Annotated in this window: 11 protein-coding genes and 1 pseudogene; 8 read left to right on the top strand and 4 right to left on the bottom strand. The window is 73.7% G+C overall.

All coding sequences use genetic code 11. The features are described from left to right. The first annotated feature begins 462 nt into the window (after positions 1-462). From HNR70_RS09885 to HNR70_RS09895, 3 genes are read left to right on the top strand one after another with little or no spacing between them, the layout of a single operon-like run. On the top strand, positions 463-2,109 hold the full coding sequence (locus HNR70_RS09885) for an Ada metal-binding domain-containing protein (RefSeq protein WP_184325504.1): 1,647 nt from the start codon (positions 463-465) through the stop codon (positions 2,107-2,109). Then, positions 2,106-2,609, top strand: a complete 504-nt coding sequence (locus HNR70_RS09890; protein ID WP_184325505.1) for a methylated-DNA--[protein]-cysteine S-methyltransferase — start codon at positions 2,106-2,108, stop codon at positions 2,607-2,609. Before HNR70_RS09885 ends, HNR70_RS09890 begins: the two co-directional genes overlap by 4 nt. A gap of 12 nt (positions 2,610-2,621) precedes the next feature. Further along, a complete protein-coding gene (locus HNR70_RS09895) occupies positions 2,622-3,833 on the top strand; it encodes an aminotransferase-like domain-containing protein (RefSeq protein WP_184325506.1) in 1,212 nt (403 codons plus the stop codon). Between the two features lie 28 nt (positions 3,834-3,861). Here the strand turns inward: HNR70_RS09895 and HNR70_RS09900 are convergent, their stop codons facing one another. Further along, positions 3,862-5,364, bottom strand: coding sequence for a hypothetical protein (locus HNR70_RS09900; RefSeq protein ID WP_184325507.1), 1,503 nt, complete (start codon positions 5,362-5,364; stop codon positions 3,862-3,864). After that, a pseudogene (locus HNR70_RS09905) lies at positions 5,361-5,927 on the bottom strand (ABC transporter ATP-binding protein); the annotation flags it as partial. The pseudogene HNR70_RS09905 and the gene HNR70_RS09900, both read right to left, overlap by 4 nt. Positions 5,928-6,341: 414 nt before the next feature. On the opposite strand from HNR70_RS09905, the gene HNR70_RS09910 reads away from it, so the two are divergent. Continuing rightward, complete coding sequence (locus HNR70_RS09910; protein ID WP_184325509.1) at positions 6,342-6,881, top strand: CarD family transcriptional regulator; 540 nt, start codon at positions 6,342-6,344, stop codon at positions 6,879-6,881. A 68-nt stretch (positions 6,882-6,949) separates the two neighbouring features. On the opposite strand, the gene HNR70_RS09915 is transcribed toward HNR70_RS09910, so the two are convergent. Continuing rightward, positions 6,950-8,281: an MFS transporter gene (locus tag HNR70_RS09915; protein ID WP_312857629.1), complete on the bottom strand. Its 1,332-nt coding sequence runs from the start codon at positions 8,279-8,281 to the stop codon at positions 6,950-6,952. A 156-nt stretch (positions 8,282-8,437) separates the two neighbouring features. After that, positions 8,438-9,097, bottom strand: coding sequence for an SRPBCC domain-containing protein (locus HNR70_RS09920; protein WP_184325510.1), 660 nt, complete (start codon positions 9,095-9,097; stop codon positions 8,438-8,440). Positions 9,098-9,315: 218 nt separating this feature from the next. On the opposite strand from HNR70_RS09920, the gene HNR70_RS09925 reads away from it, so the two are divergent. From HNR70_RS09925 to def, 4 genes are all read left to right on the top strand, one after another. Continuing rightward, entirely contained in the window at positions 9,316-10,053 is a 738-nt protein-coding gene (locus tag HNR70_RS09925; protein ID WP_184325511.1) for an HAD family hydrolase, read from the top strand. Next, positions 10,050-12,596: a glycoside hydrolase family 65 protein gene (locus tag HNR70_RS09930; RefSeq protein WP_184325512.1), complete on the top strand. Its 2,547-nt coding sequence runs from the start codon at positions 10,050-10,052 to the stop codon at positions 12,594-12,596. The genes HNR70_RS09925 and HNR70_RS09930 overlap by 4 nt, the downstream gene beginning before the upstream one ends. Positions 12,597-12,729: 133 nt before the next feature. Next, complete coding sequence (locus tag HNR70_RS09935) at positions 12,730-13,935, top strand: YihY/virulence factor BrkB family protein (protein WP_184325513.1); 1,206 nt, start codon at positions 12,730-12,732, stop codon at positions 13,933-13,935. Next, entirely contained in the window at positions 13,932-14,498 is a 567-nt protein-coding gene (def, locus tag HNR70_RS09940; protein WP_184325514.1) for a peptide deformylase, read from the top strand. The genes HNR70_RS09935 and def overlap by 4 nt, the downstream gene beginning before the upstream one ends. Positions 14,499-14,537 lie beyond the last annotated feature (39 nt).

Consider the following 14,537-nt stretch of genomic DNA (forward strand, 5'->3'; position numbering starts at 1 on the left):
GAGCACGACCGGGCGGGGTCGGGTGCGGGCCTCGCGCAGCGCTTCGCGCATCAGCAGCGCGGTGCGCTGCCGGGGGACGAACACGCCGGGGGCGACGACGAGCTGCTCCCCCGCGAGGTCCACGTGCCCGACGACCTGCTCGAGGAACTCCCCCGCGCAGCGCCGGGCGGTCCACTCCTCCAGCTCGGCCTCGTCGCGGGCGGCGCCGCGCAGCACCTGCGCCTCCTCCTCGGCGGCCACGCAGCCCGCGGCGCGCAGGCGTGCGACCAGGGCGTCGCCGTAAGGCCCGCTCGCGTCGTCCTCGATCTCGCGCATCGTCCCAGTGTCCCCTCCACAGGGCGGGCGCGCAGGATCCGACGGGCGAGACGGGACGGGGGCCTCCGTCGGCCGATGGTCCCGCCGCCGGGCCGCGATGACCGGATCCCGCTGGTGCCCCAGGCCGCGAGGGGGTTCACTGGAGCCATGACAGCGATGACCGACGACGAGCGCTATGCCGCGATCCGGGCGCGGGACACCCGGTTCGACGGCATGTTCTTCACGTGCGTGCGCTCGACGGGCATCTTCTGCCGCCCCTCCTGCCCGGCACGGACCCCGCGGCGGGACGGGGTCGAGTTCGTCCCGTCGGCCGCCGCGGCCGTCGCCGCCGGGTACCGGGCGTGCAAGCGCTGCGGGCCGACGGCCCCGCCCGGCAGTCCGGACGCGGATCCGGCCGGCACCCTCGCCGGGCGGGCGCTGCGCCTGATCGAGCAGGGCGCACTGGACGAGCACGGGAGCGTCCCGGCTCTCGCCCGGCGCCTCGCCGTGTCGGAGCGGACCCTGCACCGGGCGCTGGTGGACCGGACCGGTGCGGGTGCCCTCGCCCATGCCCGGCTGCGCCGGGCGCGACGGGCCCACGAGCTGGTCGCAGGCTCCGACGTGCCGCTCGCGACGGTCGCGCACGCGGCGGGCTTCGGCTCCGAGCGTCAGTTCCACGACACCTTCTCCCGCATCTACGGCCACGCACCCTCGGTGGTGCGCGAGCGGGCCCGGCGGGCCGCGGCGCCCGAGGACCGGGCATCGGCCGACCGGGCGCGGGCCGGGGGCTCCGCGAGCCCCGGATCCGACGGGGCAGTGCTCACCGCACGCCTGGCGGTGCGGCGCCCCTTCGACGGCGCCGGGCTCGCGGACTGGTTGGCGCACCGCGCCGTGGAGGGGGTGGAGAGCCTCGAGGACCTGCGGTGGACGCGGGCGCTGAGCCTGCCCCACGGTCCTGCACTCGCCCAGGTGGACCTCGCCGCCGACGGTCCGCTGCCGCTGACCCTGCACCTCGCCGACCTGCGCGACCATGCCGCCGCGATCGCGCTGTTGCGCCGCCTGCTGGACCTCGACGCGGATCCCGTCGGCATCGACGAGGGCCTCGCAGGCACCTCCCCCGCCCTCGCCGGCCTGGTCGCGGACCGGCCCGGGGTGCGCCTGCCCGGCCTGCCGGACCTCGGCGAGGCGCTGTTGTGGGCGATCACGGGACAGCAGATCACCACCGCCCAGGCGCGCGAGCAGATCACCCGCGCCACCGACCTGCACACCGAGGAGCTGCCCGCGGGGATGCGAAGTGCAGGGGTGCACCGCCTGCCGGTGGACCCCGTCCTCGCCGCCGCATCGGCGGCGGAGTGGTTCCGCGGCCCCGGCGCCCGCCGCGAGGCACTGGCCGTCGCGGTCCCTGCGGCGCAGGCGCTGGATCCGACCCTGCCGGTCGGTGCGCTGCGCGAGGAGCTGCTGGCTCTGCGCGGCGTGGGCCCGTGGACCGCGGACTATGCGCTGCTGCGCACCGTGCGGGCCGTGGACCTCTCCCCCGCGAGGGACGCGGCCCTGCTCGCCGCCGCCCGCGACCTGGGCCTCGCCGAGGACCACCCCGGGCTCCAGGCGTCGCTGGCCGCCGCCTCGCCGTGGCGGTCCTACGCGACGCTGCACCTGTGGCACCACCAGGCCTCGCTGCGCGGCGACCGTCGGCCGCACCCTGCCCCTCGCACCGGCAGCACCGATCGCACCAACCACATCGACCGCGCAGACCGAAGAGTCCGCACCGACCTCCCACCCCGCACCGACCTCCCCGAGGAAGGACCTCGCCCATGACCCCCACCACCGCCCCGCGCCACCGCTGGGTGACCACCCCGCTCGGCGACTACGTGCTGGCCGCCGAGGGCGAGGCCCTCACCGGCGTGTGGCGTCGCGACCAGTCCCATCCGCCGCGCCCGGAGCGCCTGGGCGAGGCGGCGGGCGGGACCGACCCGCTGCTGGATACGGCGGAGCGCCAGCTGCTCGCCTACCTCGCCGGCGAGCGCGAGGACTTCGACCTGCCGCTGGCCCCGCACGGCACCGACTTCCAGCAGGAGGTGTGGCGCCTGCTGCGCGCCATCCCGCGCGGGGAGACCACCACCTACGGCGGGATCGCGCGGGAGCTCGGCCGGCCCCGGGCCTCCCAGGCGGTCGGCGCGGCCGTCGGGCGCAATCCGCTGTCGATCGTGGTGCCCTGCCACCGGGTCCTCGCCGCGGACGGCGCGATGACCGGGTACGCCGGCGGGATCGAGACGAAACAGGCACTGCTGCTCCTCGAGGGCGCCGCCCTCGCGTGACACGATGGAGCGATGACCACGCCCCCGATGACCGCCCCGTTCCGCTTCCCCGTCGCCGCCCGCTACGCCGGGATGGAGTCCTCGCCGCTGAAGGACATCTTCGCGATGGCCGCGCTCGAGGGCGTCGTCTCCTTCGCCGGCGGCATCCCCGACCCGGAGCTGTTCGCGCTCGAGGACGTCACCGCCTGCTACGACTGGGTGCTCTCCCATCAGGGGCACCGCGCCCTGCAGTACGGGGTCAGCGAGGGCGAGATCGAGCTGCGCGAGCAGGCGGCGCGCCGGCTGTCCCGCGACCTGCCCACCGACGCCTCGCAGATCCGGGTCACGTCCGGCTCGCAGGAGGGGCTGTTCGTCGTCGCCCAGGCCCTGCTCGAGCCCGGTGACGTGGTGCTCGTGGAGTCCCCGACCTACCTCGCCGCGGTGCAGGCCTTCTCGGTGCACGGCGCGCGGATGATCGGCGTGGACACCGACGACGACGGCGTGATCGCGGAGGCGCTCGAGGAGGCGATCCGCACCCATCACCCCAAGATGGTCTACCTGATCCCCACCTTCCAGAACCCCACCGGGCGCACCATGCCGATCGAGCGGCGCCGCGCTGTCGCGGACGTGCTGCTGCGCACCGGGGTGCCGCTGATCGAGGACGACCCCTACGGGGCGCTGAGCTTCACCGGCAGCACCTGGGCACCGATCGCGGCGCTGCCCGGGATGGGCGAGCGCACCATCCTGCTGAACTCGATGAGCAAGCTGATGAGCCCCGGCGTGCGGATCGGCTGGATGCGGGCCGAGGGCGCGATCCTGGACACCCTGGCGGTGGCGAAGGCCGCGATCTCCATGCAGTCCTCCGTGGTGGACCAGCTGACGGTCGCCCGGTACCTCGAGACCGCGGACCTCGACGGGCACGTCGCGACGGTCAGCGGGATCTACCGCGAGCGCCGCGATGCGATGGCCCGCGCGATCGCCCCGATCCTGCCGGGGGGCGCGCACGTCACCCACCCCGAGGGCGGCATGTTCCTGTGGGCGGCGCTCGGCGAGGGCTACGACGCCCAGGAGATGCTCCCCGCGGCCGTCGACGCCGGCGTCGCCTACCTGCCGGGCTGGTCCTTCTTCGCCGACAACCCCGACCGCTCCACGATGCGGCTGAGCTTCGTCACCCACTCCCCCGAGGTCATCGAGGACGCGATCGGGCGGCTCGGCGAGGTCATCGCCGCGCATCCTCGCGACTGAACCGACGGGCCGACGGGCGGCGCCCGGGTCAGTCGCGCAGCGCGCGCAGGCGCCGCACCGCCATGAGTGCGGTGAGCACGGTCATCGTCAGCGTCCCGACGAGGACCGCCCCGATGCCGTGCGGCACGAGCACCACGAGCACCGCGGTCGCCACCAGCGCCAGGAGGATCGCGTCGGACTGCCAGGCCAGCATCGGCAGCACCGCCATGTCTCCCTGGGGCGTGGGCATCGGGGTGATGAGGATCAGCGGCAAGGGGCCCTTCGCCGCATCGCGTGCCCGTCCCGCCACCAGCACGGGGACGAGAGCGAGCGGGAGCAGCGCCCCGCCCGGCGCCTCCGCCCCTGACAGCAGTCCCGGCACCACCCCGCCGAGCACGGCGAGGACGGACAGCATCACCGTCGGCGCGAGCGCGTGCAGGAGAACCTGCTCCCCGGCCCCCGGACCGAACAGCGGCGGCGCTCCGAGCGTGTGGACCCCGTGGCGGATGCCGTCCACGAACACCCCCGACGCCGCCCACAGGCCCGCACCGCCGAGCAGGGCCACGGTCCAGGCGACCGGGCCGGTGACGAGACCGCTGGCGGCCAGCGCCACGGCCGAGGTCAGCCCCAGCCCGATACCGATCACCAGACGCTCCGGGCTGCGCAGCCAGGCGAAGGCATCGCGGCGGGCGAAGACCATCGCGAGCGGCCCACCCCCGACCGCGGGCAGGCGACGCCCTGCCGACGGGGGCGAGCGGAACATCCCGGACGCGCTGACCATGTCCCCCGTCGTGGCGATGGTCGCCGCGGTCTCCCAGCGCGTCGACTGCTCCGCCAGCACCTGACCGCGGATCCGATCGAGCGAGGGGATGCTCACGGCGAGGCCGAGGAGACCGGCGGCGAGGAGGCAGAGCGACCGGGCCGCGACCGGCACATCCGCCGCGAGCAGCGCGCCGGGTCCGGCGAGGACCGGGAACACCGCGCAGAGCACGGCTGCGAGGAGGAGGGCGGCGGCCGTCAGCCGGCGTGGCACCGCCGGCAGCACCTCTCCCACCAGCCAGGCGCAGCCCAGCAGCAGGCCCGTGCCGACCGCGGCCGGCACAGCCCACACCACCGCAGCGGCGGTCGCACTCCCGGCGCTGACGAGCGTCGCACCGACCAACGCCGCGAGGACCACGCTCCCGAGCAGCGGGACGAGCAGGGCCCGCAGCAGCGGCCGCCACAGCACGTCCCGGCGCCGGATCCTGCTGGAGGCGAGGGTCGCGGTGAAGAAGGGGGCAAGCAGTGCGGGCCCGCGCACGGCCCCGAGCATCACCAGTGCTCCTGCGACGGCGAGAGCGCCCGCGACCACCCACGTCCCCGAGTCCGCGGCCCGGAGCCAGGGCAGCACATCGGGGCGGGCGAGTGCGTTCCCGGCCGAGCGCAGCGCGGGGAGGCCGAAGATCAGCACGCTCAGCACCCCGACGTACAGGAGGTAGAGGATCTCTCCGCCTGTGCGGGCGCGGGAGCGGGTGGCCCAGACCTCCCTGACGGCCTGCAGATCGCTGCTCACGCCGCCGCCTCCTCGAGGTGGAGCCGCGAGGTCGCGAGCTCCTCGACGAGCCGAGGACTGTGGGTTGCCATCACGAGCGCGGTGCCGGCCCCGGTCCGCTCGCGGAGCAGATCGATCACCAGGCCGAGGCGCTCCTCGTCCAGTCGTTGCTCCGGTTCGTCCAGGAGGAGAACGCGCCCGGGCCGGGCGAGCGTCAGGGCGAGGGCGAGCAGCTGGGTCTGGCCGCTCGAGAGCTCGTGCGGGAAGCGCATCGCGAGGTGGGAGAGCGTGAGCCGGTCGAGCAGCGCCTCAGCCTTCCGCCGGGCCTCGTCGGCCGGGGTCCCCCAGGTCGCCCCGACGAACTGGAGATGTTCGACGACGGTGAGGTCCCGGGCGGTCTGCGGGGGTCCGATGAGCGCGGCGAGGTCGGCGCGGACCCGCCGGTCGCGGTCGTCCGGCTCCCTCCCGGCGATCCGCACGGTGCCGGCCGTCGGGGTCCACAGCCCGGCCAGAACGCGCAGCAGCGTCGTCTTCCCCGCGCCGTTCGGCCCGGTCACGGCCAGCGTCTCCCCCGCGTCCACCGTGCCGCTGGCCTCGAGCAGGAGCACGATCCCGTCGCGCACCACCCCGACCTCGTCGAAGCGGACCAGCGGGTGCTCGGTCTCGGGAGAGCGGGAGGGGCGACGGCGCGGCATGACCCCATCCAACACCACCCACCGTTCGGGACCTCCGGACCCCTCGGCGCGCCGCCGTCACCAGCAGTCCGGTGTGATGTAGCCGGAGACGTCACGCTCTGGATCTGCTGTCAGATCCGTGAGAGAATGGTGCGGTGCCATCGCAGGTGTCGTCGCCTGTTCCTGCAGGTCGAACGCCACTCGAGTCGTTCCCCCAGCCCTCCGCCCCGACCATGGATCGGGGCGCTGTGATGCTGGGCGTCCGCCCCGACCCCACCAGGGCCGGGGTGCCGGTGGTGCGCTGGTCCATCGAGGAGGTACCCCTTGTCCGTTGCCGATGCCGCTGTCGACACCACCGTCCCGAAGACCGGTGACGTGCTCACCCACCCCGTCCACGGGCCGGTGCGCATCGTCTCCACCTGCACCCGCACGGTCCGCGGGACCGAACGGTCCTACGTCGACCTCGAGGTGATCGGTGACGAGATGCGGATCTCCGTCCCTGCCGACGGCAAGGACGTCATCGGGCTCCGCCCCATCCTCGGCAACGAGGAGATCGACGGACTGATCGCGCAGCTGTCCGAGCCGATCGAGGTCCCCGAGAAGAAGGCCTCCTGGGCGCACCGCATCAAGTCCCTGCAGATGCAGCTCCAGACCGGTCGCCTCACCGACCGCGTCGAGGTGATCCGCTCGATCATGCGCGACTCCGGCGGCACCCCGTCCAGCCTCGCCGAGCGCAACCTGCTCAAGCAGGCCATCGACCCGCTGGCCTCCGAGATCGCGATCGCCCGCGCGGTCTCCCGCGACGAGGCCTCCGAGCTGCTGCAGACCACCGCCGAGAACGCGCTGGTCGACACCGCCGCCTGAGCGGCATCATCGCCTGAGCCGGCCACCGCGCGAGCGGTGCGGCCGTTCCCCCTCCACGCTGCCCCGCGTCAGCGCCTCCGGGTCCCCCCGGACGGTGTGACGCGGGGCAGCGTGCGTGCGAGCCAGAGCCCGCCCGCCAGGCACAGCGCACCGGTGGCGGCACCGGCCGCGGCGACGGGCGCGACCAGGGTGATGCCCGTGACGATCAGCGGCGCGGCGAGCCGGCCCGCGCCGAGCATGGTGTTCCACCAGGCGAGGTAGCCGGTGCGGCCGTGCACCGGGGACACGTCGATCCCGAGGGTCATCACGATCCCCGAGCCGAGCCCGTTGCCGAGCCCGATCAGCAGGCTCGGCACCAGCAGGGCGAGGACCGCGGCGGTGGTGCCGCCGCCCTCCAGGGTGGTCCCCATGAGCGCGAGCAGCAGGAACCCGACGCCCATCACGAGCGCGCACGGGACGGCGACGGCGGCGCGGCCGAAGCGGTCCATGAGGGTGCCGGCCGGCAGCACCATGAGGATCTCGAGCGCGGCGCTGATGCCGAACACGATGGAGATCCACACCGGGTCCAGGCCCAGCGCCTCCCCCAGCAGCGGCACGATCACGGGCCGGTTCACCCGCGCCATCATCACCGGCGAGATCCCGAGGCCCACGGCGACCATCCGCCCCAGCACCGCACGGTCCAGGCGCACCTTCGCCTCGGTGCGGGGCCGACGGGCCGGTGAGCCCTCGGCCCGTGACTGCTCCCGCGAGGCGCTGGGGCGCGCCTCCCCGGGCGGGAGGAACACGGCGACCATGACGGTGGCGATTGCGGCGGTGACGGCGAAGAGCAGGAAGACCCAGGCCATGTTCCCCACCGTCATGACCACCGCGCCGACCAGCGGGCCGAGGATCTCCCCCAGCCGGATCACGCCGCCGAAGAGGGTCATGCCGCGGGCGCGCATGGTGGGAGGCAGGGCAGTGCCGAGGTAGGCCTGGCGTCCCAGCTGCCACACCTGGGTGCTCGCCGCCATCACGAACAGCAGTCCGATGAGCGCACCCCGGTGCAGCGCGTCGCCGCCCCCGCCGAGCGCGGGCGCGATCAGGACGAAGGCGAGGACGTTGACCACAACGAGCAGGCAGCCGGTGAGGACGAGGGAGGCGCGGGCGCCAAGCGCCGTGATCATCCGCCCGGCAGGGATCGGTCCGAGGAAGGAGGCGAGGCCGAAGATGGTCGACAGCGCCGCGGCCTGCGGGACGGAGAACCCGAGGTCGCGGGCGAGCAGCGGGATGACGGGCATCAGCGCGGCCAGGCCGATGAACTCCAGCAGGCTCGGGGCGTAGACCGACGGGGTGAGCCCGCGCAGCACCTGCGCGGGGGTGCGTCCGTCCCGGGGGCGGGGAGCGGGCGCAGGAGAGGTCACCGCCGCAGTGTGTCACCGGGTCGTGAGCCGGGGCAAAGAGTTCCGCCCGCCGGACGCGGGCGAGGTCGGGACGACTCCCGTCGGCCGACGGACCTGCGTGTCCGACGAGCCTTCGCGGCCGACGGGCCTTCGCGGCCCGCGGGTCGACCTCTCCGGTCAGTCGGCCAGCCCGGCGCCCGCGATCTCGGACTCGGTGCGGCGGGCGGCGTCCTCATCCATCCCGGCGGCGACGGCCTCGGCCGCCCAGCGCACGGACCAGGCGCGCAGGTAGCGGCGCCCCTCCTCGCTGCGCTGCCACTCGGCCGTGGGCACCGGCACCTCGGTGAGGCAGCCGGTGCGCCACCCGTCGGTGCGGGCCACCAGGGCCAGCAGCGCGAGCTCCCAGTGCAGGGCGAGGGACCCGGGGCCCTCCTGGTCGAAGCGCTCGCGGTCCACGAGCGCCGTCTGGCGCAGGCGCAGGAGGGTGGTGCCGTCGTCCTCGGGGTCCAGGCGCAGCAGGAGCAGGTCCTGGGCGCCTTCCTGCTCCCACACGAGGCTCAGACGATGGGGCTCCTCGACCTCCAGGATGCTCCCGCTCGCACCGCGCGGCGCGGTGAAGCGCCCGCCCTCGTGCAGGTCCCCGTCGACCCGGCCATACCAGGAGCCGAGCTCCGCGGGCCGGGTGAGCAGGGGCCACAGCTGTGCCGGGGCCAGGTCCAGGTTGGTGGAGAGGGTGAGCACGACCCGCACCTGCGGGTGGCCGCCCGGGGCCCGTTCGTCGATCTCGAGTTCTCGACGCACCGCCTCGAGGGCGGGCAGCGACTCGGTGACAGTCATCTTCTCCTCAGAAGGATCGCAGCCGCTCCGCACCGGTGCGCTCGCACGGGCGCGGACATCCGCAGAGTAGCCCAGCGGCGGGACCCGTGCCATGGGATGGAGCGCGTCGTGGACGCCCGGCGGCGAGGCGTGCCTCACGCCTGGCCTCGCCCCACCCACGGCCCCGGGTCCGCCTCCCCGGGCGTGACCCGTCGCAGACGCCCTCGTAGCATGGGCGCGTGACTTCACCGCAAACCTCCCGACCGACCGAGCTCACGGCGCACCTGTTCGACCTGGACGGCGTGATCACCCCGACCGCCGAGGTGCACATGCGCGCCTGGGCCTCGATGTTCGACGGCTTCCTCGCCTCCCGCGGCATCGCCGAGCCGTACACCGACGCCGACTACTTCGCCCACGTCGACGGCCGTCCCCGCTACGACGGGGTGCGCGGCTTCCTCGAGTCCCGAGGGATCTCGATCCCCGAGGGCGAGGACTCCGACCCCGGCGACCAACCCCAGGGCGAGGAGACCGTGCGCGGTCTCGGCAACCGCAAGAACGACGAGGTCCTGGAGCTGCTGCGGGAAGAGGGCGTCGCCCCCTACCCCGGCACCGTCGCCTACCTCGACGCCCTGCCCGAGGGGGCGCGCCTCGCGATCGTCTCCTCCTCCCGCAACGCCGAGGAGGTGCTGCGCGGCGCCGGGCTGAGCGACCGCTTCGAGCACGTCGTCGACGGGAACGTCGCAGCTCGCGAGGGCATGCCCGGCAAGCCCGCGCCGGACACCTTCCTGCGCGCCGCCGCCCTGCTGGGCGTCGACCCGTCGGACGCGGTGGTCTACGAGGATGCGGTCTCCGGTGTCGCGGCCGGTGCGGCCGGCGGCTTCGGCGCCGTGGTCGGCGTGGACCGCGGTGCGGGCGCCCAGGCCCTGACCGATGCCGGCGCCACGCTCGTCGTGGCCGACCTCGAGGAGCTCGCATGACCCGCCTGCGCTCCGTGCCCACCGATCCGGTGGACCGCACCCGCCTGCCCGTGGACGAGTGGCGCCTGGTCGAGTCCCGCCCGAACGGCGACCTGGGCCTGATGGAGACCCTCTTCGCCACCGCCAACGGCTACATGGGCATGCGCGGCACCCCCGAGGAGGGTCGCGACGCCGAGCACCACGGCACCTTCCTCAACGGCTTCCACGAGACCTGGGACATCAACCACGCCGAGTCCGCGTACGGCTTCGCCCGCACCGGCCAGACGATGATCTCGGTGCCCGACTCGTCGGTGCTGAAGCTGTACGTGGACGACGAGCCGCTGCTGCTGTCGATCGCGGATCTCGAGGAGTACGAGCGCTGGATCGACTTCCGCGAGGGGGTGCTGCGCCGCGAGCTGATCTGGCGCACCCCGGCCGGGAAGCGGGTGAAGGTCTCCACCTCGCGCATGGTCTCCTTCGAGCAGCGGCACCTGGCCCTGATGACCCTGCGGGTGGAGATGCTCGAGGGCTCCGCCCCGATCGCGGTCTCCTCGCAGATCATCAACCGCGAGGACTTCCTGGACGACTTTGGCAAGGGCGTCGCCGGCGGCCCCATCACCGATAAGGCCGATCCGCGCCAGACCACCGCCTTCACCCATCGCGTGCTCGAGCCGCTGCAGGACTGGCACTCCGAGCGGCGGATGCTGCTGGGCTACCGGGTGGCGCGCTCGGGCATGACCCTCGCCGTCGGCGCGGACCACCAGGTGGAGTCCGACGTCGAGGTCGAGCAGCTGGTGGACACCTCCGTCGATCTCGGACGGCAGGTGATCCGGGCCCACCTCGAGGAGGGCACCTCGCTCACGGTGCGCAAGTCCGTGGCCTACCACTCCTCCCGCTCGGTCCCCCATCGGGAGCTGTTCGACCGCTGCCGCCGCACCCTGGACCGGGTGCGGGCGCACGGCTTCGAGCACCATCACGCCGAACAGCGCGACTACCTCGCGGCCTTCTGGGAGAGCTCGGACGTCCAGCTGCCCGGCCAGCCCGCCGCCCAGCAGGCCACCCGCTGGTGCCTGTTCCAGCTCGCCCAGGCCACCGCCCGCTCGGACCAGTGGGGCATCCCCGCCAAGGGCGTGACCGGCTCCGGCTACGAGGGCCACTACTTCTGGGACAGCGAGATCTACGTGGTCCCGTTCCTCACGTTCACCCAGCCGCGCTGGGCGCGCAACGCCTTGCGCTTCCGCACCAACATGCTGCCCAACGCCCGTGAGCGCGCCCGGGAGCTGAACCAGCGCGGTGCGCTGTTCCCCTGGCGCACCATCAACGGCGACGAGGCCTCGGCCTACTACGCCGCCGGCACCGCGCAGTACCACATCGACGCGGACGTCTCCTACGCCTTCAGCCAGTACGTGGACGTCACGGGCGACATGGAGTTCCAGCACCGCGACGGGGTGCTGGTGCTGGTGGAGACCGCACGCATGTGGTCGGACCTCGGCTTCTGGAGGGTCACTGCCGAGGGGCGGGCCAGCTTCCACATCAACGGCGTCACCGGCCCCGACGAGTACACGACCGTCGTGAACAACAACCTGTTCACCAACGTCATGGCCCGATTCAACCTGCGCCGCGCCGCCCGGGCGGTGCGCGAGCTGCGCGAGGCCGACCCCGCCGCCTACGATGCGATGCGCATCGAGCTCGAGCTCGACGAGGGCGAGCTGGAGCAGTGGGACGCCTGCGCGGACGGCATGTTCGTGGCCAAGGACGAGTCCCTCGGCATCCACCTCCAGGAGGACCGCTTCCTGGAGCGGGAGATCTGGGACGTGGCCAGCACGCCGGAAGAGGCGTTCCCGCTGCTGCTGCACTACCACCCGCTGGTGATCTACCGCTTCCAGGTGCTCAAGCAGGCCGACGTGGTGCTCGCGGAGTTCCTGCGCGGCAGCGAGTTCACCGCGGAGGAGAAGCGCGCCGACTTCGAGTACTACGACCCGATCACCACCGGTGACTCGTCCCTCTCGGCCGTGGTGCAGTCGATCATGGCGGCGGAGGTCGGCCACCAGAAGGCGGCGCTGGACTACTTCCGCGCGGGACTCTTCGTCGACATCGCGAACCTCCACCACAACACCGCCGACGGCGTGCACATCGCCTCGGCCGGCGGTGTGTGGAACGCGCTGGTCCACGGCTTCGGCGGCATGCGCCACGAGGACGGGGAGATCTCCTTCGACCCGCGCCTGCCCGCGGACTGGCCCGAGCTCGCCTTCCCGCTCACGGTGCGCGGCTCCCGCTTCCGGGTGCGGCTGGTGAAGGAGGAGATCTCCTTCACGCTCGAGACCGGGGAGGAGCTCGAGATCTCGGTGCGCGGGGAGCGGGTGCGGATCACGGCCGACGGGGTCTCCGTGCCCCTCGCAGACCAGGGTCCGCTGCTGGACGATGCGGTGCTGGCCAGGCCCGTCGGCCTCGGCGATGCCCGTGCCGACGGCTCGATCATGACCTCCTTCGTGCCGGGCGACCCGGACGATCCGTGGGAGTTCCCGGTGGCCAGCGACCCGGACGACATCATCGACGAGAGCTGATCGGCGCGTCGCGGCGGCGGGGCGCGGGCGGCGGGGTGGACTAGGCTCCACAGCGCCCGATCAGGGCGCCCCGCCCTGCCGGGCCGACGTCCGCGGTCCCGGCCCCGCCCTCGACCCTCGGAGCAGCTCCACGGTGACCGCATCCCGTCCGCGCCGGCCCCGGCCGCAGGTCGAGCTCGACCGGCCCCGGCTGAGCATCCTGCACGTCCTGAACCGGGTGCGGATGCGCCTGCTGGACATCCAGGTGTGGGACGTGGCCGGGACGATGACCTTCTACCTGCTGCTGTCGCTGTTCCCCGGCGCGGTCGCGGGCGTGTCGATGATGTCCCTGATCGGCGTGGAGACCGAGACGCTCCAGGCGCTCTCGGGCCTGATCACCGAGATCTTCCCGACGCTGGACCCCCGGCCCTACATCGGGGCGATCCAGGCGGTCTCCTCCACCTCGGGCGGCGTGCTCGGGCTGCTGCTGGGCACGCTCGGCTCGCTGATCTCGGCCTCCAACGGCGTCGCCGCCTTCCACCGCGCCCTGCACCGCGTCTACGACACCCGTGAGGGTCGGCCCTTCCTGTGGTTCCGCACCATCGTGTTCGGCGAGACGGTGCTGATCGTCGCCGTGGTGCTGCTGGCGATCGGCATGATCATCATGGGCGGCGAAGCCAGCCAGCGGATCGGCGAGTTCATCGGCATCCCCAGCTTCGCCTTCCATGCCTGGAACGTCGTGAAGTGGCCGATCCTGCTGGTCATCCTGACCATCGGGGTGTCGCTGGCCTACTACCTCTTCCCGAACGTCCGCCTGCCCCGCTACCGGCTGATGACGCTCGGCTCCACCCTGAGCGTGCTCACCCTCTTCGGCACCGCGCTGCTCGCGGGACGGCTCATGGTCTACGCGACCCGCTTCGCCGAGGTGCTGACCGTCCTGAACGGCCTCATCGCGATCCTGCTGCTGATGTGGGTGTCGAACATCGTGGTGATCACCGGCGCGGCACTGGACGCCGAGTTCCTCCGCGCCCGGCAGATCGCGACCGGGCTCGACGCCTGGCACCACATCGTGCTCGCACCGCACGCGACCCACACCCTGGACTTCCTCGCGGCCGACGCCGCCGAGGCCGAGGAGCTGGGCCGCGAGGTCGCCGAGGCCGCCCGCAGCGGCGAGCCCCTGGTCCGCGAGCGCAGCCCCTGGATCGTCGACGCCCGCAACCCGCTGGCCGTGAACCCGCCCGAGCACCATCGCGTCACCAGCGACCCGCTCCCGTCGGACGATGAGCCCGCGCCCGAAGGCCAGCCCGTGCCCGATGACCAGCCCGCCGACCCGCCCAGTCGAGGAGAGACCTCCGCATGACCGTCCGCCCGATCACCATCGTCGGCCACCGCGCCCTCGCCCAGCGCACCCGGAGGGTCCGCGAGGTCACCGACGAGCTCCGCACCCTGGTCGCGGACATGTTCGAGACCAACGACGCGGCCAGCGGCGCGGGCCTCGCCGCTCCGCAGGTCGGCTCGCGCTGGCGGCTGTTCGTGTACTCGTGCCCCGACGCGGAGGGCACGCTCCGCCGCGGCGTGGTGATCAACCCCGTCCTGGAGCGGTTCGGCGGGCTGGAGCTCGACGAGGAGACCCTCGAGGGCTGCCTGTCCGTGCCCGGCGAGGGCTTCCCCACCGCCCGTCACCGGGGCGCCCGCGTCACCGGCACGGACCTGGAGGGGAACGAGGTCGTGGTCGAGGACGAGGGCGGCGTGCTCGCTCGCGCCCTCCAGCACGAGGTCGACCACCTCGAGGGGTCGCTGTACCTGGATCGCCTCACCCCGGCCCGGCGCCGGGAGGCGCTGGACGCGGTGCGCGACCGCGGCTGGCGCGCGGACGGCATCCTCACCTGGGATCCCCGCGAGATCGAGGCGGCCGAGGTCTGAGGCGCAGCGGCTGAGGCGCAACGTCGCCGCCCGAGCCCG

It is taken from the genome of Brachybacterium aquaticum (assembly GCF_014204755.1).
GTDB classification, from domain to species: Bacteria; Actinomycetota; Actinomycetes; order Actinomycetales; family Dermabacteraceae; genus Brachybacterium; species Brachybacterium aquaticum.